Annotated in this window: 22 protein-coding genes; 11 read left to right on the forward strand and 11 right to left on the reverse strand. The window is 67.2% G+C overall.

Annotation, left to right across the window (positions count from 1 at the left end):
• Positions 1-4: 4 nt before the first annotated feature.
• From B6K69_RS16645 to B6K69_RS16665, 5 genes are all read right to left on the reverse strand, one after another.
• Entirely contained in the window at positions 5-514 is a 510-nt protein-coding gene (locus B6K69_RS16645; RefSeq protein ID WP_107672050.1) for a CarD family transcriptional regulator, read from the reverse strand.
• Between the two features lie 310 nt (positions 515-824).
• A complete protein-coding gene (gene fdxA, locus B6K69_RS16650; protein ID WP_107672049.1) occupies positions 825-1,163 on the reverse strand; it encodes a ferredoxin FdxA in 339 nt (112 codons plus the stop codon).
• A 54-nt stretch (positions 1,164-1,217) separates the two neighbouring features.
• A complete protein-coding gene (locus B6K69_RS16655; protein ID WP_108644595.1) occupies positions 1,218-1,547 on the reverse strand; it encodes an RNA-binding S4 domain-containing protein in 330 nt (109 codons plus the stop codon).
• A 3-nt stretch (positions 1,548-1,550) separates the two neighbouring features.
• The gene (locus B6K69_RS16660) at positions 1,551-4,463 is read right to left on the reverse strand and encodes a helicase-related protein (protein ID WP_108644596.1); all 2,913 of its coding nucleotides are present in this window, start codon (positions 4,461-4,463) and stop codon (positions 1,551-1,553) included.
• Between the two features lie 3 nt (positions 4,464-4,466).
• Positions 4,467-5,030 carry a tetratricopeptide repeat protein gene (locus B6K69_RS16665; RefSeq protein WP_107672046.1) on the reverse strand — a complete coding sequence of 188 codons (564 nt, stop codon included), beginning with the start codon at positions 5,028-5,030 and terminating at the stop codon, positions 4,467-4,469.
• Positions 5,031-5,100: 70 nt separating this feature from the next.
• Between B6K69_RS16665 and B6K69_RS16670 the strand changes: the two genes are divergently transcribed.
• The gene (locus B6K69_RS16670) at positions 5,101-5,388 is read left to right on the forward strand and encodes an SCP2 sterol-binding domain-containing protein (protein ID WP_107672045.1); all 288 of its coding nucleotides are present in this window, start codon (positions 5,101-5,103) and stop codon (positions 5,386-5,388) included.
• Positions 5,385-6,335: an alpha/beta fold hydrolase gene (locus B6K69_RS16675; RefSeq protein ID WP_108644597.1), complete on the forward strand. Its 951-nt coding sequence runs from the start codon at positions 5,385-5,387 to the stop codon at positions 6,333-6,335. The genes B6K69_RS16670 and B6K69_RS16675 overlap by 4 nt, the downstream gene beginning before the upstream one ends.
• Positions 6,336-6,366: 31 nt before the next feature.
• Here B6K69_RS16675 and B6K69_RS16680 read toward each other — a convergent pair whose 3' ends face one another.
• From B6K69_RS16680 to cobS, 5 genes are all read right to left on the reverse strand, one after another.
• Positions 6,367-6,801, reverse strand: coding sequence for an META domain-containing protein (locus B6K69_RS16680; RefSeq protein ID WP_108644598.1), 435 nt, complete (start codon positions 6,799-6,801; stop codon positions 6,367-6,369).
• Between the two features lie 46 nt (positions 6,802-6,847).
• Entirely contained in the window at positions 6,848-7,312 is a 465-nt protein-coding gene (gene nusB / locus B6K69_RS16685) for a transcription antitermination factor NusB (protein ID WP_107672042.1), read from the reverse strand.
• Positions 7,309-7,809, reverse strand: a complete 501-nt coding sequence (locus B6K69_RS16690) for a 6,7-dimethyl-8-ribityllumazine synthase (RefSeq protein ID WP_108644985.1) — start codon at positions 7,807-7,809, stop codon at positions 7,309-7,311. The genes nusB and B6K69_RS16690 overlap by 4 nt, the downstream gene beginning before the upstream one ends.
• Before the next feature lie 5 nt (positions 7,810-7,814).
• Positions 7,815-8,912 carry a 3,4-dihydroxy-2-butanone-4-phosphate synthase gene (gene ribB / locus B6K69_RS16695; protein WP_108644599.1) on the reverse strand — a complete coding sequence of 366 codons (1,098 nt, stop codon included), beginning with the start codon at positions 8,910-8,912 and terminating at the stop codon, positions 7,815-7,817.
• 93 nt (positions 8,913-9,005) lie between these two features.
• Positions 9,006-9,749, reverse strand: coding sequence for an adenosylcobinamide-GDP ribazoletransferase (gene cobS, locus B6K69_RS16700; protein ID WP_108644600.1), 744 nt, complete (start codon positions 9,747-9,749; stop codon positions 9,006-9,008).
• 82 nt (positions 9,750-9,831) lie between these two features.
• Here cobS and cobT point away from each other — a divergent pair, with 82 nt between their 5' ends.
• Positions 9,832-10,839 (forward strand): nicotinate-nucleotide--dimethylbenzimidazole phosphoribosyltransferase, encoded by a 1,008-nt coding sequence (cobT, locus tag B6K69_RS16705; RefSeq protein WP_108644601.1) that lies wholly within the window; start codon positions 9,832-9,834, stop codon positions 10,837-10,839.
• A gap of 49 nt (positions 10,840-10,888) precedes the next feature.
• Here the strand turns inward: cobT and B6K69_RS16710 are convergent, their stop codons facing one another.
• Positions 10,889-12,700: a serine protease gene (locus B6K69_RS16710; RefSeq protein WP_228156768.1), complete on the reverse strand. Its 1,812-nt coding sequence runs from the start codon at positions 12,698-12,700 to the stop codon at positions 10,889-10,891.
• Between the two features lie 174 nt (positions 12,701-12,874).
• On the opposite strand from B6K69_RS16710, the gene B6K69_RS16715 reads away from it, so the two are divergent.
• From B6K69_RS16715 to glmM, 8 genes are all read left to right on the forward strand, one after another.
• Entirely contained in the window at positions 12,875-13,816 is a 942-nt protein-coding gene (locus B6K69_RS16715; protein ID WP_108644602.1) for a glycine--tRNA ligase subunit alpha, read from the forward strand.
• Positions 13,817-13,848: 32 nt separating this feature from the next.
• Positions 13,849-14,349 carry a DUF6446 family protein gene (locus tag B6K69_RS16720; RefSeq protein ID WP_108644603.1) on the forward strand — a complete coding sequence of 167 codons (501 nt, stop codon included), beginning with the start codon at positions 13,849-13,851 and terminating at the stop codon, positions 14,347-14,349.
• Positions 14,349-16,460 carry a glycine--tRNA ligase subunit beta gene (glyS, locus tag B6K69_RS16725; protein ID WP_108644604.1) on the forward strand — a complete coding sequence of 704 codons (2,112 nt, stop codon included), beginning with the start codon at positions 14,349-14,351 and terminating at the stop codon, positions 16,458-16,460. The genes B6K69_RS16720 and glyS overlap by 1 nt, the downstream gene beginning before the upstream one ends.
• Before the next feature lie 127 nt (positions 16,461-16,587).
• A complete protein-coding gene (locus B6K69_RS16730) occupies positions 16,588-19,140 on the forward strand; it encodes a putative PEP-binding protein (protein ID WP_108644987.1) in 2,553 nt (850 codons plus the stop codon).
• 199 nt (positions 19,141-19,339) lie between these two features.
• Positions 19,340-20,050: a cell wall hydrolase gene (locus B6K69_RS16735; protein WP_108644605.1), complete on the forward strand. Its 711-nt coding sequence runs from the start codon at positions 19,340-19,342 to the stop codon at positions 20,048-20,050.
• A gap of 96 nt (positions 20,051-20,146) precedes the next feature.
• Positions 20,147-21,040, forward strand: a complete 894-nt coding sequence (locus B6K69_RS16740; RefSeq protein ID WP_108644606.1) for a dihydroneopterin aldolase — start codon at positions 20,147-20,149, stop codon at positions 21,038-21,040.
• A gap of 45 nt (positions 21,041-21,085) precedes the next feature.
• On the forward strand, positions 21,086-22,090 hold the full coding sequence (folP, locus tag B6K69_RS16745) for a dihydropteroate synthase (protein ID WP_108644607.1): 1,005 nt from the start codon (positions 21,086-21,088) through the stop codon (positions 22,088-22,090).
• Positions 22,087-23,430 (forward strand): phosphoglucosamine mutase, encoded by a 1,344-nt coding sequence (gene glmM, locus B6K69_RS16750; RefSeq protein WP_108644608.1) that lies wholly within the window; start codon positions 22,087-22,089, stop codon positions 23,428-23,430. The genes folP and glmM overlap by 4 nt, the downstream gene beginning before the upstream one ends.
• The last annotated feature ends 13 nt before the right edge of the window (positions 23,431-23,443 follow it).

Here is a 23,443-nt window from a genome sequence, read left to right on the forward strand (position 1 = left end):
CCGATCAGGCGGCGCGCGACAGCAGGACTTCGTCCACCTTCTTGGCGGCGCCGGCTTCATCGACGCCCGACACGGCGGCAACTTCGCGGGTCAGGCGCTCCAGCGCGGCTTCGTAAAGCTGACGCTCGGAATAGGACTGTTCGCGCTGGTCGTCCGTGCGGTGCAGGTCGCGAACCACTTCGGCAATCGCCATCAGGTCGCCCGAATTGATCTTCTGTTCATATTCCTGCGCCCGGCGCGACCACATGGCCCGCTTGACCTTGGCCTTGCCTTTCAGCGTTTCCAGCGCCTTCGACACCACATCGGGGGCCGACAGGGCGCGCATCCCGACATCCACCGCCTTGTTGGTGGGAACGCGCAGCGTCATCTTGTCCTTCTCGAAATGGATGACGAAGAGTTCGAGCTTGAAGCCCGCGATCTCTTGCTCCTCGATGGACATGATCTTGCCAACGCCATGGGCGGGATAAACGACAAACTCGTTCGGACGAAACTCGGGCTTCTTAGACTTGGTCATTCAGGTCTTTCCTCGGGTCGGGCTCCCGCCTGCAACATGAAAACCGCCCGAAGCCAGGGAAGCTTCGGCAAACCGGATGCCATACCGCAGAAATCACCGTCCCAAGCCATTCGCCTTGGGAAAGGTTGTCAGGTGTCCAAGATTGTTGTGAACATTCTATAACACAGAATCACCGTGATTCCAACTGCCGCGCAGCTTGAAAGGGCTGTGCTTTCACATTGAAACGACTGGCATTTTCCTGCCAGTGGTGATTCCGGGCCTTGCCGTCAGCGAATCGTGATCGGCCAAGGGGGCCGAACGGGCCCCGCGGTCAGCCGCCCTTGCCGGGTTTTTCCGAGAAATACTTGGCCCGCTTGCCGGTTTCGCCGTCGCGCGCCTCATAGCCGGGCAGGGGGTCTTTTTTGGTGGTGATCACCGGCCAGACTTCGGCATACTTGCGGTTGAAGGACACCCATTCCTCAAGGTTCGGCTCGGTGTCCGGGCGGATCGCGTCGGCGGGGCATTCCGGTTCGCAGACGCCGCAGTCGATGCACTCATCCGGGTGGATGACCAGCATGTTCTCGCCCTCGTAGAAGCAGTCCACCGGACAGACTTCAACACAGTCGGTGTATTTGCAGGCGATGCAGTTGTCGATGACGACATAGGTCATGGGATTGGGCCCCGAAAGCGGATCTTTGGCTGCTGACTAGATCAGCCTGCAGGATCAATCAAGCGGAATGGGCGTCGCAGGGCGCGCGCCGGCCTCCAGATCAAGGAACAGCGCCTGGGCTTCCGACGCAGGGCCGCGCCGCGCCCCCAACGCAAGGATGCACACCACGCGGATGCGGCCACCGGCGGCGAAGGTCAGGGTGTCCCCGGGGGTCACATCGCGGCCGGGGCGGGTGATGCGGCTGCCGTTCACCCGCACATGACCGGCGGAAATGGCTTCTGCGGCCAGGGTCCGGCTCTTGAAGAACCGGGCCTGCCACAGCCATTTGTCAAGGCGCAGCCGGTCGGCCGCAAAGGAGGTGTCCTTCGCGCCCGGCCCGGCCAAACCTCAGACCTTGCCCTTCAGCGCCAGCAGCGCGGCGAAGGGGTTGTCGGGGTCGATGGGTTTGTCCTTGCGGGGCGGACGGGCCTCGAAGGTCTTGGCGCCCTTGTTGCCCTTGTCGCCATCGCGACGGTCGTCGCGCTTGCCCTTGGGCTTGCTGCCGTGGAAATCCTTGCGGCCGCCGTCGCCTTCCTTGCGCTCGCGCTTTTCACCCTGCGGACGGTCGCCCTGGGGACGGTCCCCTTGCGGACGGTCGCGCTTTTCGCCCTGCGGCCGTTCGCGGCGGGGCTGGCCTTCCGGCCGGGCGCTGCGTTCGGGGCGCTGGAAGCGGGGCTTCGGCGCCCAGGCGAAGGTGTAGAAGGTTTCCATCTCGACCGGCGCCGCTTCGCCGCCCTCGGCTTCCGCTTCGACCGGGGCGTCCGGCACCGGCGCAAGCAGCGACACCTCTTCGGGAATCGGCTGGCCTGCCGCGGCGGCTGCCTCGATCAGGGCATCAACCTCGGGCGCGGCCACTTCGGCCACGGCGGGCTTGGTCTTGGGACGTTCGCCCTTGTCGGCCTTGTAGCCAAGGCCGGTCATCAGGTCGGCGAACTGGTCCAGCGTCATGCCGGTGATCGACAGCATGTCGGGCGTTGCCTCGAACCCGGCCTTGGAATCCTTGGTGCGCAGGATGTCGGCCAGACGTTCCAGCATGTCGATGCGGATCGCCCGCGTGCCGGCTGGGTGATAGCCCGACAGCGTGTAATGCTGCTTCGGCACCTCGGTAATGTTCGGAATGGTCACGAGGCCGGGGGGCGGGCTTTCGGGGAATTCCGACAGCCCGTTCCACAGTGACCAAAGCACCAGACGCAGCCGGGTGGCGGCGGGCTTCAGCAGCACCGGCAGGAACACCGTGTACTGGCCAAAACGAACGCCATGCTTGCGCAGGGCGCCACGGGTATCCTGATCCAGTTCCTTGACCTCGGCCGCCACGCTGTCCCGCGGCAGAACGCCAAGCGCCTCGGACATGCGGAAGGCAAAGCCGCGGGCAAGGCCTGCCAGCGCTTCGTCGCGGCCCATGGCAAGCAGCGGTTCGTAAAGCGCGGCCACCTTGCGGTCGATGAAATGCTGCAGGCGGCGGCGGACCTTTTCGATCACGTCCGGCCCGGCCTCGTCGTCCACGAAGGGCTCGACCGAGGGTTTCAGCGGATCGGCCCCCTTGACCAGCTTGCCCACCGCCGAGGCGCCCCACATCAGGCCCCCCTGTTCGGTGAAGTCCATCTCGGTATCGGGGGCGTTGTAGAACCTGTCGGCGCGCAGGCTGAACTCGGGGCGCAGCGCGGCAATGGCAGCCGTGCGCAGCGTCTTGGCCTCATCGGCCGACCCCGTGGCGTCCTGCTGGAACCGGAACCCTTCCAGCTTGCCGACGAATTGCCCCTCGACGGTCACTTCGCCCTTGTCGTTTACCTCGGCCACGAGGTCCTCCTTCTGTTTCAACCGCCGCAGCAGAACGCTGGTGCGCCGGTCGACAAAGCGTTGAGTCAGGGCTGCGTGCAGCGCATCTGACAGGCGGTCTTCTACAGCGCGCGTCTCGTCTCGCCAATGGGCTTCGTCGTCCACCCACCCCTTGCGCTGCGTGACATAGGTCCAGGTGCGGATATGGGCCAACCGGCGCGACAAGGTGTCGATGTCCCCGCCGGTCTGGTCAATGCGGCCAATAGCCTTGGCCAGCCAGTCGGAAGGGATGCGCCCGCCGCCCAGACCGCGACCGCAGAGAAAGTCGAAAAGCCGCGCCAGCAGGCCCGCGTGATCGCTGTCGCTGCTGCCCCGGAAATCGGGAATGCGGCAGACATCCCACAGCAGTTGCACCCGCTTCGGGCCTGTCACCTTGTCCAGCACCTCGGGCATGGCGGTCAGCGCCTTCAGCGCAAGCACATCGTCGGCATCGCGGGCGCGGCTCAGCCAGTCGTTCGAGGTGGGGGCCTCAAGGCTGCGGATCAGCCGCTCGGGGCTGCCGAAATCCAGATCGGCATTGCGCCACATCAGTTTCTTGACCGGGGCAAAGCGATGCGCCTCGATCGCCTCGACCAGATCCTCGTCAAAGGGCCGGGCCTCGCCGGTGACACCGAAGGTGCCGTTTTCGGTGTGCCGCCCGGCACGTCCGGCGATCTGGCCAATCTCCTGCGGCGTCAGCGGGCGCATCCGGCGGCCGTCGAACTTCGACGTGGACGAAAAGGCGACATGCTTGATGTCAAGGTTCAGGCCCATGCCGATGGCGTCGGTGGCGACCAGATAATCGACATCGCCATTCTGGTAGAGCGCCACCTGCGCATTGCGGGTGCGGGGCGACAGCGCGCCCATGACCACGGCGCAGCCGCCCTTTTGCCGGCGGATCAGTTCCGCGATGGCATAGACGTTTTCGACCGAAAACCCGACGATGGCGCTGCGCGGCGGCATCCGCGAAATCTTCTTCGACCCGGCATAGGTCAGCGTCGAGAAACGGTCGCGCTTCACATAGGTGTGCTGCTGCACCAGCCCGGCGATGGCGCCGCGCATCGAATCGCTGCCCAGGAACAGCGTTTCCACCAGCCCGCGCGCCCGCAGCAGGCGGTCGGTGAAGACATGGCCGCGATCGGGGTCGGCGCAAAGCTGGATTTCATCGACGCAAACGAAATCGGCCCCGATGTCCAGCGGCATCGCTTCCGTGGTGGCGATCCAGTATTGCGTGCGGTCGGGGACGATGCGTTCCTCACCCGTCACCAGCGCCACGACCGAAGGGCCCACGCGGGCAACCACCCGGTCATAGACCTCACGCGCAAGCAGGCGCAGCGGCAGGCCAATCACGCCGGTGCGGTGCATCAGCATCCGTTCGATGGCATGATGGGTCTTGCCGGTATTCGTCGGTCCAAGGACCGCCGTTACCCGACGGGTCGCGTCCATGCGTTACAGATCCTGCCCCTCGAGCTTGGCTTCAAGCCGGCCAATGGCCTCGTTTACGGCGTCGAGGTGGGGATGTATAGCCTGCGCCGCGCGGTAGGCCGCCAGCGCGCGGGTCTCGTCCCCGGTCTCTTCCAGGATGATTCCCAGCCCCGTCAGGGCGCCGAAATGTCGCGGGTTGGCGGTCAGCACATGGCCGATGTCGGCCAGCGCCGGCCCGATTTCGCCGGCGGAATAATAGGCGATGGCGCGGCCGTTCCAGGCTTCGGTAAACTCGGGGTCATGGTCGATGATGGCGGTGTAATGCTCGATTGCGGCCGGCGCGTCGCCCATTGCCATGGCATCGTTACCGCGCTGGAGCAGAAGATCCAGCGTCGGAGAGCCGGATTTCCCCCATTCGATCCAGATCTCCGATTCGATTCGGCCCGCCTCGGCGGCATCGGCGGTCAGCAGGCGCTGGAACAGGTCATCCAGTTTCGCCTGATCACCGGCCATCGCGGGCACCAGCGTCAGGAGAAGCGACAGAATTGCCGCAACGACACGATTGAGAAACCGAGGGGCGGCTTTCATAACAGGAAGCGTAGCCGATCCCCCGAAGAAATCCAGAGGCGCGGGGGTCACGAAAGGGAGACTTGGGACGATGAGCAAAGTGATTGATGCTGCGGTTGAAGCTCTGGCGAAAAAGCTGCCGGGCGGATTCGACGGCGTGGCAAAGTTCGTCATCAAGGACGAAGGGGCGATCATGATGGATTCTGACGGCGTGCGCGCCGGCGATGAAGAGGCGGACGTGACCCTGACCGCCAGCACCGAAACCTTCCGCGGGATTCTGGATGGCGACGTGAACCCCACCATGGCCTTCATGTCCGGCAAGCTGAAGATCGACGGCTCGATGGGGCTGGCGATGAAGCTGGGCTCGGCCCTGTCTTGACCGAGGCAGCGCCCTTCTTCGCGGATCTGGCCGAAGGGCCGGAAGGGGGGCGTGCCGTCTGGCTGCGCACCGCAGACGGGGTGCGCATCCGCGCCGGCATCTGGGCCGGTGGCCACAGGGGCACCGTGGTTCTGCTGCCCGGGCGCACCGAGTATATCGAGAAATACGGTCAGGCTGCGGCTGACCTGCAGCGGCGCGGCTGGTCTACCGTTTCCATTGACTGGCGCGGGCAGGGGCTGGCCGACCATGCGCTGCCCGACCGCCGCTATGGCCATGTCGAGGATTTCGACGAATACCAGCGCGATCTGGATGCGGTGCTGGCGCTGGTCGCCGCCGAAGGCCTGCCGCAACCGCTGGTGATGCTGGGCCATTCGATGGGCGGCTGCATCGGCCTGCGGGCGCTGCATCGCGGCCTTGGCATCCGGGCGGCGGCCTTCTCGGCGCCGATGTGGGGCATTGCCCTGCCGGTGTGGGAACGGCCGGTGGCGCGTCTGCTGACGGCGGTGGCCGGCCCCCTGCACCTGACGCGCAAGCTGGCGCCCGACCGCGGCCCTGAAACCTATGTCACCACCGCCCGCTTCGAAGGCAACCTGCTGACCGGCGACCGCGCGATGTGGAACTACATGCGCCATCATGTCGAGGCGCAGCCCGATTTCGCCCTGGGCGGACCGACCCTGGGCTGGGCGCGCGCCGCCCTTGCGGAATGTGGGGCCTTGATGCGCCTGCCGCCGCCAGACGTGCCCGCACTGACGGTTGTCGGCAGCAAGGAACGCATCGTGACCGTCGGCCCGATCCGCCGGCACATGGCCCAATGGCCGGGCGCGACGCTGGATGTCTATGCCGGCGTCCGGCATGAGGTGCTGATGGAAGGACCGGCGGTGCGCCAGCGGTTCTTTGACAGCGCCTGCGCGCTGTTCGATGCGCAGCGCAGCGCGGCGCCCGTCTAGCAATCCTGCAAACTGCGGCGCTCCGGCGCGATCAGTCCTTGGTGCAGGATTGGCAGGGCAGACCCTTGGACAGGTCGCGCACAAACTCCAGAACGCGGCCCTCTGGGCCGGTCAGCAGCAGGCGGTCCGTGGTCACCTCTGCGGCGGTCACGGTCTGAAGCGCGTTGAAATAGGCGGTCTCGGCGTCAAGGTCGGGGCAGGCCATCCGCGTGGCCCCCATGGCCGCGAAGGCAATCTGCGGCAGCGTGCCGCTGTAGCTGCCGAAATAGCGGTTGCAGGGCGCCTTGCCGGTGACCTTGCCGTCAGCGGCAAAGTCGATCGAGGCCGGGGCCTTGGCCGGTTGCCCGTCCAGCCCGATCAGGTGCCATTCGCCGCCGATCTCGGCGGTTTCGGCGGGGGTGCAGGCGGTTGTCATGGCGGCGGCAATCATCAGGGCGGGTAAAACGGCGGGAAACAGGCGCTTCATGTCCGGGTTCCTTTCCTTGCGGGGCGCAGCCCGCCCCGGTGACGCATCAGAAGGCGGCCGGCTTGGCTTCGCGGGCCATGTGGTCCAGCACGGCGTTCACGAACTTGGCTTCCTTGCCCTCGGGGAAGAAGGCCTTGGCCACATCGACATATTCCGTGATCGTCACCTTGGGAGGCGTGTCCATCTGGGTGATCTCGGCCCCGGCGGCGCGGAACAGCGCCCGCAGCACCGGGTCGATGCGGTCAATCGGCCATTTGGCGACCAGAGCGCGGTCGGTCAACTGGTCGATCATCGCCTGCCAGTTCACCGCTTCTTCCACCAGCTTGCGGAAATGGTCCACGTCACCTTCGGCAAACTCGCCCTCGTCATAGGTGGCGCCGAAACGGTGGGTCTCGAACTCGCGGCACACGGCCTTGACGGCCTGGCCCGAGGCTTCCATCTGGAACAGCGCCTGCACGGCATAAAGCCGGGCGGCCGATTTCATCTGGCGTCTTTCGGTTGCAGTGGTCATGCGCGGAACCCGATCCCCTTCTTGGCGGTCGCCCAGGTGCGGGAAAGCGCGATCAGGTGCAAGGCTGCCGCAGCGGCACCACCACCCTTGTCCTGCCCCGCCGGATCGGCGCGCACTTCGGCCTGCGCGCGGTTTTCCACCGTCAGGATGCCGTTGCCGATGCAGGCGCCCTGCAATCCCAGCAGGGTGATGCCGCGGCTCGAATCGTTGCAGACTGTGTCGTAATGCGTGGTCTCGCCCCGGATCACGCAGCCAAGCGCAACATAGCCGTCATATTCGGCCATCCGCTCGGCCATGCCAATCGCGGTGGGCACTTCCAGCGCGCCGGGAACCTCAATCAGGTCCACCGTCGCCCCGGCCTTTTCGGCGGTGGCGCGGGCGCCCGCGATCAGGTTGTCGGCAATATCGCGGTAATAGGGCGCGACCACGATCAGCAGTTTCACCGGCTGGTCGAAGCGGGGCAGCGGCAGGGTGTAATGGGTTTCGGCCGTGGCCATCTGGATCACTCGGTTATCGGGTGGGTGCCGGCGATGGAAAGGCCATAGCCTTCCAGCCCGACAACGCGCGGTGCCTTGGAATTCGTCACCAGGGTGATGGTCTTCAGCCCAAGCGCCGACAGGATCTCGGCCCCAAGCCCGTACTGGCGCAGGGTTTGCGGCGAATGTTCGCCTTCGCCCACCATCTTCATCGTGGTGTCGCGCAGCAGGACCACGACGCCGCGGCCCTCGGCCGCGATCAGCCGCATCGCGGCGGGCAGCGCACCCGAGGTGGCGCCGATGCCCAGCACGTCTTCCAGCGGGTTCAGCGCATGGACACGCACCAGAACCGGCGCATCGGTGCTGAGGTCGCCCTTGCTGAGGACCACATGGTCAGCCCCCTGGGTTTCATCGGTATAGACGCGCATCAGCCAGTCGCCGCCATGCACCGAGGTAACGGCGCGCACGGCGGTTTCCTTGACCAGATTGTCATGCCGGCGGCGATAGGCGATCAGGTCGGAAATCGTGCCGATCTTCAGCCCGTGCTTCTGGGCAAAGGCAATCAGGTCGGGCAGCCGGGCCATGCTGCCGTCATCGTTCATGATCTCGCAGATCACGCCCGAAGGGTTCAGCCCGGCCAGCCGGCTGACATCGACCGCGGCCTCGGTATGGCCGGCGCGCACCAGAACGCCGCCGTCACGGGCGCGCAGCGGGAAGATGTGGCCCGGCGTGGCAATGTCCGACGCGCCCTTGGTCGGGTCGATGGCAACGCTTACGGTGCGGGCGCGGTCGGCGGCGCTGATGCCGGTGGACACGCCTTCGCGCGCCTCGATCGAGACGGTGAACGCGGTTTCATGGCGCGACGAATTCTTCGTGCTCATCAACTGCAGGCCAAGCGCGTCAATCCGGCGGCCCGGCAGGGCAAGGCAGATCAGCCCGCGGCCATGGGTGGCCATGAAGTTGATGGCGGCCGGGGTACACATCTGCGCCGGGATCACAAGGTCGCCCTCGTTCTCGCGGTCCTCGTGATCGACGAGGATGAACATGCGCCCGTTGCGGGCGTCCTCGATGATCTCTTCCACCGAAGAGATGGCATCGGAATAGTCGGTGCGAAGATCAGACATGGGCCTTGTCCTTGGGGAGTGGTGCCGGAAATAGCGCGGAGGGCCGCAGAAGGCCAGAGGGCTGTGGTGCAGGGTGGCTGTGCGGATCTGCGCTCAGGCAAAGACCGCAAGCGCCACGGTGAAGGACAGTTGCTGTGCCGCGCCAAGAATGTCGCCGGTCTGCCCGCCGATCCGGGTTTGCGCCGCACGGCCAAGGCCCGCGGTCAGCGCCGCCGCCAGCAGCGCGGCTAGCAGCGCCGCAGGGCCGGCCAGCAGCAGCGCAACAGCCAGCGCCAGCGCCGCGCCCGACAGGGTGACGCTGCCCGAAGGCCGGCCGACCGCCACGGAAACGCCGTTGCTGCGGGCGGGCGGCAGGGCCGACATCAGCACCGCCATCGGCGCCCGCGACAGCACGGCCGCCGCGATCAGCGCCGCCGCCGCCCCGCCGCCGGCAACCAGCCCCGACAGGGCCGACCATTGCGCCAGCAGGATCAGGATCAGCGCCACCGCCCCGAAACTGCCGATCCGGCTGTCCTTCATGATGTCCAGCCGCCGCTCGCGGGTTCGCCCGCCCAGCAGGCCATCGGCGGTGTCGGCCAGCCCGTCCTCGTGCAGCGCGCCCGTCACCAGCGCCTGCACCACCAGCGCCGCCGCTGCCGAAGGGCCGGGCGGCAGGCCCAGCAGGTGGCAGGCCCACAGCGCCAGCGCCGCCAGCCCGCCGATCACCGCCCCGGCCAGCGGCCAGGCCCAGGCCGCCTCTGCGCCCTTGGCGCGGTGGTCGGGCAGGGGCAGCCGGGTCATCAGCCCCAGCGCCGACAGCAGCGCATCGGTCAGGGGGGACAGGGTGTCGCGGTTCATGGGGGCGGTCCTTTCCCGGCTGGTCCTTGCGGCGCGCTTGGGGTAGCCCCTTCGCCTCAGCAGTTCAACCAGGGAGAGATCCATGAACACCCCCGCCAGCCTTGCCGCCTTCCGCCGCGTTCTGGACAGCCTTCCCGCGCCGGATGCCGGGGCTCAGGCGGCCGCGCAGGCGCGCGATGCGGTGCTGACCAAACCGCCGGGGGCGCTGGGGCGGCTCGAATCGCTGGTGCTCTGGCTGGCCGGCTGGCAGGGCCGCGCCATTCCGCAGGCCGACCGGGTGCAGGTGGCCATCTTTGCCGGCAATCACGGCATCGCCGCACGCGGCGTCTCGGCCTTCCCGCCCGAGGTGACGGTGCAGATGGTGGCGAATTTCCGCGCCGGCGGGGCGGCGATCAACCAGTTGTGCAAGGCGTTCGGGGCCAGCATGGCTGTGCATGAACTGTCGCTGGACCGGCCGACCGCCGATTTCACCGAAGGCCCCGCCATGACCGAGGATGAGCTGGTCGAGGCGCTGGCCGCCGGCTGGAACGCCGTCGATCCCGAGGCGGACATCTTCATCGCGGGCGAGATGGGCATTGCCAATACCTGCACGGCGGCCGCACTGGCGGCGGCGCTGTTCGGCGGCCTTGGCTGGGCCGGGCGCGGGACGGGCGTCGATGATGCCGGCCTGTCGCGCAAGGCCGCCACGGTCGAGGCGGGGCTGGAACGCCACGCGGGCCATCTGGACGATCCGTTCGAAGTGCTGCGCCGCCTGGGCGGGCGCGAGGTGGCGGCGATGACCGGCGCCTATCTGGCAGCGCGCGCGCATCGGGTGCCGGTGGTGCTGGACGGCTTCATTTCCTGCGCGGCGGCGGCGGTGCTGCACAGGGCGCGGCCCGGCGCGCTGGACCATTGCATCGCCGGCCACCAAAGCGCCGAAGGTGCCCACGCCCGCCTTCTGGCCGCGCTGGACAAGGCACCGCTTCTGTCGCTGGGCCTCCGTCTGGGCGAGGCGTCGGGCGCCGCGCTGGCGCTGGGCGTCATCAAGGGGGCGGTTGCCACCCATTCCGGCATGGCGACCTTTGCCGAAGCGGGCGTCAGCGCCGGCTAAGGCCGCGTCCACCCAACCCGGCCCCCGCTTCCGGGGGCCGGCGCGCGCGTCAGTCCCAGCAGGACACCAGCACCGTCATGTCGATGGCGCGTTTCGACAGGTCTTCGGGCGGCAGCGCGCCGGTCGCGGTGGATTCGGTAACGCTCACCCCCGCCGCCTTCAGAACGCTGGCAATGCTTGCCGCGTCGGTGGCAAAGGACACGCCCGCCGGCAGCACCCGGCCCGTGTCTTTCGGCGCGGGCTGCAGCATCCCCAGCACCGCGCCGGTCGGATCGACCACCGGCCCGCCGGCATCGCCATCCAGCGCCAGCAGCGCCAGCCGCTTGACGCCGGCCGCGCCGTCCAGACCCTTGGCCTCTTCCAGCGTGCCATAGGTCAGCACCGGGGCGGGCAGGCGGTCTTCGTAGGAATAGCCGGCCACCGCCACCTCGGTTCCCAGCCTGTCAGGCGCAAGCTGGAACGCCGCAAAGCCGGGCGGCGACAGCGGGCGGGCCGGGGTCAGCACGGCAAGGCCGCTGGCGGCATCGGTCAGTTTCACCGTCACATCCTGATCGCGTTCGATGGTGACCTGGCCGCAGCTTTCCACCGCCTCGATCGTGGTCAGCACCGTGCCATCGGCCCCGATGTAAAACCCTGACCGGCTGAACTTCGGCTTGCGCACGTCCAGCCCGGCCAGCAGCCCGCGCCGCGCTGCCTCGTCCAGCGGCACAAGGCCGGGGTCCAGCGCCGTATCGCCCACGCCGCGGAAGCTGGATTCCAGCACCGACAGCACCCGCGCGTCGCTTTCCGCGGTGGCGGGGGTGGAAATCACCATCCAGCCCTTGATGAAGCCACGTTCGAACCGGGCATAGGCCGTGCTGTCATGGGTGGCCGAAACGCCATGGATGCGGAATTCCTTTTCCGTGCGGCTGCGTTCCCCCGTCACCGGCATCGCGTCCAGCGTCTGCAACAGATCATAAAGCCCGTAGAACGACCCCAGGTCGCCCGGCTGCGAGATCAGCACGATCGACAGGCCCGAGCCGTTCTTTTCGCGGAAATGCACGAAGGGCGGCTCGTAGTGGTCAAACTCGACCAGCGCCAGCGGCAGCGTAACCTCGATCCCGGATTCGGTTTCGTTCACCGTGGCAAAGCCGAATTCATCCATCTCGCTTTGGTAATTGGCCACCAGCGTGGCGCGCTGGCGGGTGGTCAGCACCCCCGTCGGCTCCAGCCCAAGGCTGTCCTGCCAGGCGGCCATCGACTTGCGGGTGCCCGACCCGAAGGCGCCGTCGATGCCGCCCTGATAGAAGCCGAACCATTCCAGCGCCGATTGCAGCAGCTTGCGGTCTGCTTCCGGCAGCGCCGCCTCGGAAGCGCGGGCTTCGGCCAGCGTTTCCTCGGGCACGTCAACCGCCACGGGGGCCGTGGGTTCCGGGTCCGGCGCGGCGGCGACCGGATCGGCGGGGGCGGGCGCTTCGGCCGCCGTGTCCGGCTCGGCCGCCGGTTCTGCCGCCGGCGCGGTGCCTGCCGCCGGCCAGAACGGCTCGCGGAATTCAGCCCCGTCGGTGATATAGCTGTCCGACGGGATCAGGTTTTCCCGCTTCAGCGCGTTCAGTTGCGCCGCGCCTTCGGCCACGCCATAGGGGCCCAGCACGATGCCGAACCAGCCCGACCGCAGCCGGTAGCCCTGGGTTTCGGGGAAGGCGCCGGCATAGGCTTCGGCGCGCGCAAGCGCCTTTTCCTCGGTCGGCTGCGCCTCGATCTGAAGCCACACCTTGTCCTGCGCACGGGCGGGCAGGGCGGCCATCATCACAAGGCCAACCGCCAGAACCGCCAGCGCGGCAAGAGGGCGAAGGGCGGCGGCACGCAGGGCAGGCATCATTCGGGCACAATCCTCTCCTGTCGGGCAGGGCGCCCGGCATGGTCACTGACGGGTCACATTAGCCATGGTCCCCGCAAGGGCAAGGCCCGCAAAGACGGCTTTGCCCCCGGTGCCGGGGAATTGACCCTCGGGGGCCGAGGGACTAGGAGGTCAGCGTCTGACGAAGGGTGCGCCATGGCCACGGGAACCGATACGCCTAAAAGCTTTCAGGAAATCATCCTGCGGCTGCAATCCTACTGGGCGTCCAAAGGCTGCGCCATCCTGCAACCCTATGACATGGAAGTGGGCGCCGGCACCTTCCACCCGGCCACCACGCTGCGGTCACTGGGGTCAAAGCCCTGGGCGGCGGCCTATGTGCAGCCCTCGCGCCGGCCGACCGATGGCCGGTATGGCGAAAACCCCAACCGGCTGCAGCATTACTACCAGTATCAGGTCATCATCAAACCCTCGCCGCCCGACCTGCAGGAACTGTATCTGGGCAGCCTGGCCGCCATCGGCATCGACCTTGGCCTGCACGACATCCGCTTTGTCGAGGATGACTGGGAAAGCCCCACCCTGGGCGCCTGGGGCCTGGGCTGGGAAGTCTGGTGCGACGGGATGGAAGTCAGCCAGTTCACCTATTTCCAGCAGGTCGGCGGGCATGACTGCAAGCCGGTCAGTGGCGAGCTGACCTATGGGCTGGAACGGCTGGCGATGTATGTCATAGGCATCGACCATGTGATGGACATGCCGTTCAACGACCCGCAGACGCCCATCGCGCTGACCTATGGCGACATCTTCCGCCAGACCGAGGAAGAATACAGCCGCCACAACTTCGACGGCGCCACGACCGAGATGCTGTTCCGCCATTTCGAGGATGCCGAGGCCGAATGTCAGCGCCTGCTGGACTTTCCGCCCGACGATCCCAAGACCGGCAAGCGCATCATCATGGCGCATCCCGCCTATGACCAGTGCATCAAGGCCAGCCACCTGTTCAACCTTCTGGATGCGCGCGGCGTGATCTCTGTCACCGAACGGCAGGCCTATATCGGCCGTGTGCGCGCGCTGGCCAAGAAATGCGCCGATGCCTTCCGCCAGACCGAAGCCGGTGCCGATGCGGTGGAGGCCGTGGCGTGAATGGGGGCAAGGTTGCGGCAGGGGCCCTTGTGATGCTGGCGCTGGTGGCCGGGGTGGCGGTCTGGTGGCAGCAGGAACATGCCTATTATGAACCTGTGGCATTTGTTCCGGGGCAGGAAATCCGGCTGATGCCCATCGCGGGCGACACGCCCGAGGTGATCGTGGCCGAAAACGTGACCGGCATTGATGCCGATAGCAGCCCGCTGCGGTTCCGTGCCTGTTTCACCACGCCGCTCAGCCAGGCGATGCTGACCGAAACCTACCGCCTTTATGACAAGCCCACCCCGCTGGTCGGGCCATCGTGGTTTTCCTGCTATGACGCGGGCGAAATCACCCGCGCGCTGGAAAGCGGCACGGCGCTGGCCTTCCTGTCGGAACACCTGCCGGAATACGGCATCGACCGCGTGGTCGCCGTGCTGCCCGATGGCCGGGCCTTTGCCTGGCACCAGATGAATGAATGTGGCAGCGCGCATTACGAAGAACGCGCCCTGCCTGACGGCTGCCCGCCGCCCCCCGCCAAAGGGAAGAACTGATGCCCGACCTGCTGATCGAACTGTTTTCCGAGGAAATCCCGGCGCGGATGCAGGGCATGGCCCGCGACACGCTGAAAAAGCTGGTCACCGACGGGCTGGTCGAGGCAGGGCTGACCTATGCCTCTGCCGGGGCCTTCTCGACCCCGCGTCGCCTGACGCTGATGGTCGAAGGCCTGACGGCCGAATCGCGTCCCGTGCGCGAGGAACGCAAGGGCCCCAACACCACCGCGCCCGCCGCCGCGCTTGAGGGGTTCCTCCGCTCCACCGGCCTGACGCTGGACCAGTTGGAACGCCGCGCCGACAAGAAGGGCGAGGTGTTCTTCGCCGTGATCGAAAAGCCCGGCCGCCGCGCGCCCGACATCGTGGCCGAGGTGCTGGAAGCCACGATCCGCAATTTCCCCTGGCCCAAATCCATGCGTTGGGGCGCGGGCAGCTTGCGCTGGGTGCGGCCGCTGCATTCCATCCTCTGCATCCTGTCTGACGAAACCGGGCATGAGGTCGTGCCGCTGACCGTGGACGGCATCACCGCCGGCGACAGCACCGAAGGCCACCGCTTCATGGGCATCGGCCGCTTCACCGTCACCGGCTTTGACGATTACGCCGCCAAGCTGCGCAAGGCGCATGTCCTGCTGGACAGTGCCGAGCGGGAGGCCGTCCTGTGGTCGGGCGCGCAGAACCTGGCCTTCGCCGCCGGGATGGAACTGGTCGAGGATCGCGGCCTGCTGACCGAAGTGGCCGGCCTTGTCGAATGGCCGGTGCCGCTGATGGGCCGCATTGCCGATGATTTCCTGCACCTGCCGCCCGAAGTGCTGCAAACCAGCATGAAGGAACACCAGAAGTTCTTCTCGGTGAAGAACCCCCGCACCGGCCGGATCGAGGGTTTTGTCACCGTGGCGAACATCGAAACGCCCGACCACGGCGCCACCATCCTGAAGGGCAACCAGAAGGTGCTGGCTGCCCGCCTGTCCGACGCGCGCTTCTTCTGGGAAAACGACCTGCGCATCGCCCGCGCCGGCATGGCGGAATGGTCCGAAGGGCTGAAAGCCGTGACCTTCCACAACAAGCTGGGCTCTCAGGCCGACCGGATTGACCGCATCGCCGCGCTGGCGCGCGAAATCGCGCCGCTGGTCGGCGCCGATGCCGACACCGCCGAAAAAGCCGCCCGCGTGGCCAAGCTGGACCTGCGCTCTGCCATGGTGGGCGAATTCCCCGAACTGCAAGGCATCATGGGCCGGTATTACGCGCTTGAAGCGGGCCTTGGCGACGCCGTGGCCAACGCCGCGCGCGATCACTGGCGGCCCAAGGGAGAGGGGGACACCGTCCCGACCGAACCCGTTTCGGTGGCCGTGGCGCTGGCCGACAAGATCGACACGCTGACCGGCTTCTGGGCCATCGACGAAAAGCCCACCGGCAGCAAAGACCCCTTCGCCCTCCGCCGCGCCGCGCTGGGGGTGATCCGGCTGGTGCTGGGGAATGGGGTGCGCATGTCGCTTGCCGCGCAGGGCGTAAAGCCGGCCATTGAGCCCATTATTGTTGCGGGCAGGCTTTCAACTTGGGAACCGTCCAAGCGCGATTCCGATCTTACCGCCGACCTCCTCGCCTTCTTCCACGACCGTCTCAAGGTCTATCTCCGCGACCAAGGCATCCGTCATGACATCATCGACGCCTGCCTTGCCATGCCCGGCAATGATGACCTGACGCTGCTGGTCAAGCGCGCCACCGCGCTGGCCGACACGTTGAAGACCGAGGACGGGGCGAACCTGATCCAGGGGTTCAAGCGCGCGAACAACATCCTGACGCAGGCCGAACAGAAGGACGGGGTGGAATATTCCTTCGGCGCCGATCCCAAGTTTGCCGAAGGCCCCGAGGAACAGGCGCTGTTCGCAGCCCTCGACGCCACAGAAGCGAAGATTGGCCCGGCGATGGCGGCCGAGGATTTCCCCGCCGCCATGGCCGCCATGGCCGCGCTGCGCGGCCCCATCGACGCCTTCTTCACCGCCGTCCAGATCAACAGCGACAATCCGATCATCCGGCGCAACCGCCTGAACCTGCTGCACCGCATCCGCAGCGTCTGTTCCGGCGTGGCCGACCTGACCCGGCTGGACGGCTGATCCGCCAAAGGCGCGGCCAAAGCCACGGAATGCCTGACTTTCGGGCATTTCGCGGCAGACTGCCCATTCGTCTTGCTTGCGCGAAAGGGTAAACGGCGTATGCTGCATGTGCCCAAAGGATGCCGCAGTGCAGAAACACGACCCGATACCCGAGTTCATCGAAGTGACTCCCACCGCTCGGATCTCCGAGGCGGTTCACGGCTGGAAGGCGAAATGCCTGCAGCGGCTGGTGCGGCTTGACCTGCCGGTGCCGAAATCCGTGGCGTTGCCGTCCTTCACCGTGCGCTCCATCGCCGCTGGCCATACGGCCGATGCAGCGGGTATCCTGGCCTGTTTCGGCCCAAGCCCGCTGGTGTCGGTGCGCGGATCGCCGGCCAATCTGGATTGGGGTGGCCCCGCCAGCGTGCTGAACATCGGCCTGAACGCCGCCCGCCACGCCCGTCTGGCCGAGACGCATGGCGAAACCGCCGCTGATGCGCTTTATGTTCGATTTGTGCAAGCATACGCGATCCACGTCGCCCGCCTTGACCCGGATTTGTTCGAAGATGTAAAGCCCGGACCGGGGGCGCTGGCCGAAGTCCTGCGGCTTTACGAGGTTGAGACCGACGAAGCCTTCCCGCAAGATTCCGCCCGCCAACTGTCGGAAGTCTTGCGCAGCATGTCCCGCGCCTGGGAAGGCACCTCGGCCCGGCTGTTGCGCGCCGCCAAGGGCGCGCCCGCCGATGCTGCGCTGGGGCTGGTGGTGCAGGACATGGCGCAGGGCTTCGGGCAGGGGCTCTCCGGCTCGGGCGTGATCCAGTTCGTCGACAGCGTCACCGGGCAGGCCCGGGTGACCGGCCGCTACCTGAACCAAAGCCAGGGCCGCGCCGCCCTGTCGGCGCGCGAGTCGCTTTATCTGACGAAAGACGCCCGCGGCCCGTCGCTGGAGGACGTGGCGCCGGACATCTTTGCCGACCTGCAACGCTTTGGCGCCATCTGCCGCGTGGGCCTGCGCGAAGAGATGCAGATCGAATTTACCATCGAGGACGGTCATCTGTTCGTGCTGGATGCGGTCAAGGTCGCCCGCAGCGCCCGCGCCGGCCTGCGCATCGCCGTGGCGCTGGCCGAGGATGGCGTCATCCCCAAGGAACAGGCGGTGCTGCGGGTGGAGCCGCGCGCGCTGTCGGAACTGCTGCACCATCAGGTTGATCCGCGCGGTCCGCGCGACGTGATCGCCCGCGGCATTGCCGCCAGCCCCGGCGCGGCGACAGGCCGGCTGGTCTTTACCTCTGACGCCGCGCAGGCCAGTGCGGCGCGCGGCGAACCCTGCATCCTGGTGCGCAAGGAAACCGCGCCCGAGGATATTCGCGGTATGCACTCTTCGGTCGCCGTTCTGACCGAACGCGGTGGCATGACCAGCCACGCGGCGGTCATCGCCCGCGGGCTTGGCCTGCCCTGCGTGGTGGGGGCCTCGGACATGCGGCTTGACCTGCGCGAACGCCGGCTGACCGCGCCCGATGGCCGGGTCTTCGCCGAAGGCGACGTGCTCACCATCGACGGTTCGAAGGGCGAGGCGATGGCCGGCGCGGCCGAGATGCTGCCGCCCGCGCTGGACGAAAGTTTCCGCCTGTTGCTGAACTGGGCCGATACCTTCCGTGACATCGGCGTGCGCGCCAATGCCGACACGCCCGCCGACGCCGCCACCGCCCGCAAGTTCGAGGCCGAGGGCATCGGCCTGTGCCGGACCGAGCACATGTTCTTTGAAGAAGATCGCCTTGTCGTCATGCGCGAGATGATCTTCGCCGATACGCCCGGCGACCGGGCAGCGGCGCTGGCGCGGCTTTTGCCCATGCAACGGGCTGATTTCGTTCAACTTTTCGAAATCATGGAGGGCAAGCCGGTCTGCATCCGCCTGTTCGACCCGCCCTTGCACGAATTCCTGCCCTCGGGCCGCGAAGGTCTGCGTGATCTGGCCGAAGCACTGGACCGCCCGCTGTCCGAAGTGACCCGCCGCGCCGAGGCGCTGTCGGAAGTGAATCCGATGCTGGGGATGCGCGGGGTGCGGCTGGGCATTGTCCTGCCGGAAATCTATGACATGCAGGCCCAGGCGATTTTCGAGGCCACGCTGGAAAGCGCCCGCCGTGGTGCGCCCGTCGTGCCCGAGGTGATGATCCCGCTGGTCAGCGCCCGCCGCGAGGTGGAACTGGTGAAGGCGCGCATCGACGCCGTGGCGGCCATGGTGCGCAGCCGCGCCAAGGCCGAATTCGACTACAAGCTGGGCGTCATGGTGGAAACGCCGCGCGCGGCCCTGCGCGCGGGCGAGATTGCCCAGCACGCCGCCTTTCTGTCCTTCGGCACCAATGACCTCACGCAGATGACCTATGGCCTGTCGCGCGACGATGCCGGGCGCTTCATGAACACCTATGTCCAGCAGGGGGTCTTCCCCGAAGACCCGTTCCACATTCTGGATGTGGACGGGGTCGGAGAGCTGCTTCTGATGGGCGCAGAGCGTGGCCGCGAAACCCGGCCAGACCTTACGCTGTCGATCTGCGGGGAACATGGCGGCAACCCGGAATCAATCGCCTTCTGCCGCAAGGCGGGATTCGATTACGTTTCCTGCAGCCCGTATCGGGTGCCGATGGCGCGGCTTGCTGCGGCGCACCTGGCGCTTTCCGAAACGGAAGGCCGATCCAATTCGTGATGTAAATCAGGTCACTGACTGAATATCCTCAAGTGATACATTAACTGTTTCGGCAGGAAAGCGCCGATCAGAGCCCAAAATATGTGCTAAATTTGCAACGCCGCTGGACCGGCCCGCCGCTTCCGCCTACCTCGCCGCCACAACACCAAGGCGGGCCATGCGTGGCCCGTCTTCTGCGTAGTAACGGTCTGGAAACCTTATGACGAGCTTGCGGAAGTTGACGGGCCTTGCCCTTGTGGCGATTTGGGCCCTCGCTCAGGCGGCCGATGCCGATGTGTCGCGCAGCGACAAGAATACCCCCGCCGATGCGGTGATCGCCTCCCAGATGGGGGCCCTGCTTGGTGCAGAGAAAAGCCGCCTTGGCGGCCTGTCGGGGGAAACCCTGGCGGCCATCGCGGCCGGACCCGAAGTTCAGGCGGTGCCCAAGGTCAAGCTGAAGGCGATGGAGCCCAAGTTTGACCCCCTGGTCCAATATTCGGCCGCCTGGCTGATGACCCTGCCCGAACCCAAGGGCGATGAAAACTGGCAGTGCCTGACCGAGGCCATTTATTTCGAGGCGCGCGGCGAAACCATCAAGGGCCAGTTCGCCGTGGCCGAGGTGATCCTGAACCGCGCCGACAGCGGGCTTTATCCGCGCTCGATCTGCGGTGTGGTCAAACAGCGCGGCGGCGGGGCTTGCCAGTTCAGCTATGTCTGCGACAGCCACTCGAACCGGATGGGCGAGTCGGGGCCGCGCGCCATTGCCGGCCGCATTGCCCGGCTGATGCTGGACGGCGCGCCCCGGGCGCTGACCGACGGCGCCACCCATTTCCACACCCGCGGGGTTCGTCCCGGCTGGGCACGCCGCTTCCCGCAGACCGCCGCCATTGGCGCGCATATGTTCTATCGCCAGCCTGGCACCCGGGGCTGATGTCGCGGCCCTTGCGCCGTGTGCCGTCTTGAGGCAAGGCGTGAAGGCCCGGCAGCCTTAGGCTGCGGGGCAACCACTGCGGCCTTGGGGGGCCCGATGACCACCGACACGCGCCTTGCCTTTGCCCATCCTGAAGAACGGGCCGAGGCGACTGCCCCGGCCGATCCGCGCGACCGGATTTCCCTGCGCGACCATGTGGTCGAGGCCGAGATCGGCGCCTTCCAGAAGGAGCGCGGCACCAAACAGCGCCTGCGCTTCAATGTCGTGGTCGAGGTGCGGCCCGCGCCGCAGCCGCTGGATGATGATGTTGATCGCATCCTGTCCTATGATCGCATCACCGAGGTGATTGCCGACGAACTGGCGGCGGAACGGCTTAACCTGCTGGAAACGCTGGCAGAACGTGTGGCAGAACGCATCCTGTCCGAACCGCAGGCCATGCGCGCCTTCGTGCGGATCGAGAAGCTGGATGTCGGCCCCTATGCCCTGGGCGTGGAAATCGTCCGTTCGCGCGCCGAGGTGCCCTTGCGCGCCGAAGAGGGGGCGGTGCATCCGCTGGTGGTCTATCTGGACAATGCCGCGATCGGCGCCCCCGATCTTTCGGCCCGGATCGACGCGCTGGCCGCGCGCGGCCTGCCCATGATCTTCTGCGTCGGCCTGCCCGATCTGCCGCGCCCCCGCACCGGCCACAAGCCGACCCAGCGGCGCATCGACCTGCTGGCCATCGAACAGAACGCCTGGGCGCTGGCCGCCCGCGATCCGCGCTGCGTGGTTGTCGCCAGCCGGACCGAAATCGACTGGGCGGTAAAACGCGGCCGCAGCGTGGTCTGGGCGCCGTCCAAGATCGTGCTGGATACGGTCGACGGGCCCAAGGCTACCGATCCCGTCGCCCTTGCGCTGTGGCTGGCCGAACAGATGGCGGCCACGGAACTTGTGGTTCACGGGGATGTTGCATTGCCGGCGGGAAGCCGCGTTCCGGTGCTGCGGGCCTGACCTCTCCCCTTGCCAGCCTTGGCGGGAACGGCTTAACCCCACCGCATGATCTATTGGCGCCCCCTGGTTCAAACCGATCTGTCCCGCCCCTCGGGCGCTGTTCCGCTGGCGGGCGGCCCCCTGTGGTTTTCGCAGGTCGAACGGCTGGAGCGTGGCCGCGCGCCCGAAGTGGTGCCCGCCGCCGAAGCCGGCACAGCACTTGACGCGCTGGCCGCACCTCGCGCCGATTTTGCCGGTCTGGCGATGGACCGGCCCCGGATCATGGGCATCCTGAACGTGACGCCCGACAGCTTTTCCGACGGCGGCCGCTTTCTGGCGCCTCAGGCCGCGCTGGCGCAGGCCCGCGCCATGGCCGAGGGGGCCGAGATTCTGGACATCGGCGGCGAAAGCACCCGCCCCGGCGCGCAGACGGTGGCCGTGCCGGATGAAATCGCCCGCACCGCGCCGGTGATCGCGGCGCTGCGCGCGGGCGGGGTAACGGCGAAAATCTCGATCGACACGCGCAAGGCCCCGGTGGCCAAGGCGGCGTTGCACGCGGGCGCCGACATCGTGAACGATGTGGCCGCGCTGACCTTTGATCCGGCGCTTGGCCCGCTGGTGGCCGAAACACAGGCGCCGGTGGTGCTGATGCACCATCTGGGCACGCCCGAAACCATGCAGGCCGACCCGCGCTATGACGATGTGCTTCTGGATGTCTATGACTGGCTTGCCGAAAGCGTGGCCCGTGCCGAACGGCAGGGCATCCCGCGCAATCGGATCGCGGTCGATCCCGGCATCGGCTTTGGCAAGACGCTGGCGCATAATCTGGCGCTGATCCGCGGCCTGTCGCTGTTTCACGGGCTGGGCTGCCCGGTGCTGCTGGGCGCCAGCCGCAAGCGGTTCATCGGTACGCTGGGCGGGGCCGAGGTGGCCGAGGCACGGATGCCCGGCTCGGTTGCCGTGGCGCTGGCGGGCGCGGCGCAGGGCGCACAGATTCTAAGGGTTCATGACGTGGCCGAGACGCGGCAGGCGCTGCGGCTGTGGCAGGCGATCAATGGGAGCAGGACATGACACGCAAGCTTTTCGGAACCGACGGGGTGCGGGGCCGGGCGAACACACACCCGATGACCGCCGAAGTGGCGCTGCGGCTGGGTGCTGCGGCGGGCCGCTACTTCCGGCGCGACGGATCGGCGGCGCATCGGGTGCTGATCGGCAAGGACACCCGGCTGTCGGGCTACATGCTGGAAAACGCGCTCACGGCGGGGCTTACCTCAACCGGCATGAACGTTCTTCTGGTCGGCCCGGTGCCAACGCCGGCGGTGGGCTTCCTGACCCGCAGTATGCGCGCCGATCTGGGCGTGATGATTTCGGCCAGCCACAACCCGCATCAGGACAACGGCATCAAGTTCTTTGGTCCGGACGGATTCAAGCTCTCGGATGAGGCCGAGGCCGAGATCGAGGCGATCCTTGAAGGCGAGGTGCGTCTTGCCCAGGCCGAGAACATCGGCCGCGCCAAGCGGATCGAGGACGGGCGCGGGCGGTATCAGGAATTCGTCAAGACCAGCTTCCCCGCCGGGCTGCGGCTGGACGGGCTGAAGGTGGTGGTCGATTGCGCCAATGGCGCGGCCTACAAGGCTGCCCCCGAGGTGCTGTGGGAACTGGGGGCCGAGGTCATTGCCCTGGGCGTCAGCCCGAACGGCACCAATATCAACGACCGCTGCGGCAGCACCCACCCCGAAACCGCCGCCGAGGCGGTGGTGGCCCATGGCGCGCATGTGGGCATTTCGCTGGATGGCGATGCCGACCGGGTGATGATCCTGGATGAACAGGGCCGGGTGGCCGACGGCGACCAGATCATGGCCCTTTTCGCCGCCCGCTGGGCGGAAGAGGGTCGGTTGCAGGGCGGCACGCTGGTGGCGACGGTCATGTCGAACCTTGGGCTGGAACGGTTCCTGGATGCGCGCGGCCTGCGGCTGGAACGCACCGCCGTGGGCGACCGCTATGTCGTCGAGGCGATGCGCAAGGGCGGCTGGAACCTGGGCGGCGAACAGTCGGGCCATATCGTGATGACCGACTATGCCACCACCGGCGATGGCCTGCTGGCCGGCCTGCAGTTCCTGGCCGAGATGGTCCGCACCGGCCGGCCGGCCAGCGAATTGGTGCGCCAGTTCGACACCGTGCCGCAGATGCTGAAGAACGTCCGCTTTGCCGCCGGGGCGAAACCGCTTGAGGTGGCCTCGGTCAAGGCGGTGATCGCGGCGGGCGAGGCGCGGATTGCCGGCAAGGGCCGCATCCTGATCCGCAAATCGGGCACCGAACCGCTGATCCGCGTCATGGCGGAATGTGAAGACCCCCGGCTGCTGGAATCCGTGGTGGATGAGATCGTCGGCGCGGTCGAAGCCGCCGTCTGACGCGGCCCGACGA

It is taken from the genome of Pseudogemmobacter blasticus (genome assembly GCF_003071405.1).
In the GTDB taxonomy this organism is placed as follows: Bacteria; Pseudomonadota; Alphaproteobacteria; order Rhodobacterales; family Rhodobacteraceae; genus Pseudogemmobacter; species Pseudogemmobacter blasticus.